Genomic DNA, 2,450 nt, shown 5'->3' with positions numbered 1-2,450 from the left:
CCACCGACTTATACGGTAAATTCTCGCTAAACGTAAAAAGAGGTGCCACCCTGGTCATTTCCTACATCGGTTATAAGACGCAGGAAGCCAAAGCAGATGCCAACATGAAAATCACCCTTACAGAAGATTCCGAACTACTGGATGAAGTAGTTGTTGTCGGTTACGGTGTACAGAAAAAGAAACTTGTCACCGGCGCCACTGTACAAGTGAAAGGAGAAGACATAGCCAAGCTGAACACTGTGGATGCCCTGGGCGCTTTGCAGAGCCAGTCACCGGGTGTCAACATCACGCAAAACAACGGCTTCCTGGGTTCGGGCTTTAAGGTGAATATCCGCGGTATCGGTACTACCGGAACCTTCTCCCCGCTTTATGTGGTAGATGGAGTTGCCAACGGTAGCATCGACGGGCTGAACCCGAGTGACATTGAATCTTTGGACGTCTTGAAGGATGCCGCTTCCGCCGCCATCTATGGTGCGCGTGCTGCCAACGGCGTTATCCTGATTACCACCAAACGAGGTAAAACCGGCGTTGCCGAAGTCTGTTACGACGGCTATGTCGGCGTGCAGAACCTCTACAAAATCCCTACTATCCTCAATGCCCAAGAGTACATGATGATGCAGGATGAAGGCCGTGTAATGGACGGATTGAGTCCGTACAACTGGGCGACCTATATTCCGGAAAGGGATTTGCAGGCCATACAGAACGGAACATGGAAAGGGACAAACTGGCTGAAGGAAGTGCTGAATGAAGATGCATTGGTACAGAACCACGCAGTCAACATCACCGGAGGAACAGACCGTTCCAGATATGCCATAGGTATTTCATACACCAACCAAGAAGCCACCATGGGAGTTCCCGGCGAATTTCCTGAAATGAACCGCTACAACTTCCGCGTCAACTCGGACCACGTAGTTATGAAAAAAGGCAATCTTGACTTCCTGAAAGTGGGCGAAACCATCAACTACAAATATTCGCAAACACAAGGTTCATTCGGAACCGGCGGCATTTATTGGAACGGAGTGCACAATATGCTCATCATGAGCCCGTTGATGCACCCTTACAATTCAGACGGAGACTACTACCTCTACGCAGACCAGGAAAAGGACAACTACAAATGGGATATCTCCAACGGAGCCAATAAAAACCCGATAGCTTATCTGGACTACTATATGAACCAGAACCTAAGCAAGTCCCATTACATGCAGAGCAGCTTCTATGCAGAACTGCAACCCATCAAGAACCTGCGTATCAAGAGCCAGTTCGGTTACATCATGGGAGCCTCCAGTTATCGTTCCTATTTGCCGAGATTCGATTATCTGAGTGCGTCACTCAACAACGCAGAAGACAAGGTTACCCAATCCATGTCTATGTATAACCGTTGGTCATGGGACAATACAGCCAACTACATCTTCAATATCGATGACCATAACATCGACGTCCTGGTAGGTCAGAGTATTGAAAAATGGGGTATGGGAGAAGAAATGAGCGGTTCAGCCATAGGCTCAAACTTCTATGACTTCAAGCACGCTTATTTGTCCAATGTTCCATTGACCGCCAACAGTGTGTCCTCCTTGACTGGCAAGCCTAACGGGGAAGGTTCCATCGCCTCCTTCTTCGGACGTGTCAACTACAACTATCAGGAGAAATACATGGCTTCTGTCATCATGCGTGCGGACGGTTCCTCCACTTTTGCCCGCGGACACCGCTGGGGATACTTCCCTTCAGTATCCGCAGGATGGGTTATCAGCAACGAGTCCTTCATGTCAGGAATCAAATGGCTGGACTTCTTAAAGCTACGCGCTTCCTGGGGGCAAAACGGTAACTGTAATGTATCTACTTTCCAATATCTTTCACTGATAACTTCCAACAACGGATATGGCGGTTATACGTTCGGCGACTCCATGGACCTCATCAGTACCGGTTCATACGCCTACCGACTGACCAACCCGGACCTTACCTGGGAAACACAGGAGCAATTGAATTTCGGTATCGATGCACGCTTCTTGAACAACCGCCTGGGCTTTGAATTCGACTGGTATAACAAAAATACCAGAGACTGGCTGGTTACGGCTCCGGTACTCTCTTCCTTCGGTGCCAATGCAGTGTCCGTCAATGGCGGTAATGTAAAAAACACGGGTATTGAAGTAGGACTCCACTGGAACGACAACATCGGAAAGGATTTCCAATATGGAGCCAACCTGACCCTTGCTCACAACAAGAATGAAGTGACCAAGATTGCCAACAAAGACGGAATCATCCACGGTAGCGGCAGCGTTCTGTGGGAAGGAGCCGAAGAGTGCTTCCGTGCTGAAGTAGGCAAACCCATCGGCTACTTCTACGGCTACAAGAGTAACGGCATATTCCAGAACCAGGAACAGATAGACAACTACAAAGGTCCGAAACTGAACGGCGACAAGACACAGCCGGGTGACGTAATCTGGGCAGACACC

1 protein-coding gene is annotated in these 2,450 nt (G+C 49.0%); it reads left to right on the top strand.

Annotated features, from left to right (window positions below):
* Positions 1-2,450: SusC/RagA family TonB-linked outer membrane protein (locus ABUA47_RS22870; RefSeq protein ID WP_349832109.1), on the top strand; the 2,450-nt coding region annotated here is incomplete at both ends.

The sequence above is a fragment of the Bacteroides sp. RTP31139st1_H2_RTP31139_211217 genome (assembly GCF_040227615.1).
GTDB classification, from domain to species: Bacteria; Bacteroidota; Bacteroidia; order Bacteroidales; family Bacteroidaceae; genus Bacteroides; species Bacteroides uniformis.
The sequence above is the reverse complement of the archived record's forward strand: the minus strand, read 5'-3'. Positions and strand labels throughout refer to the sequence as shown.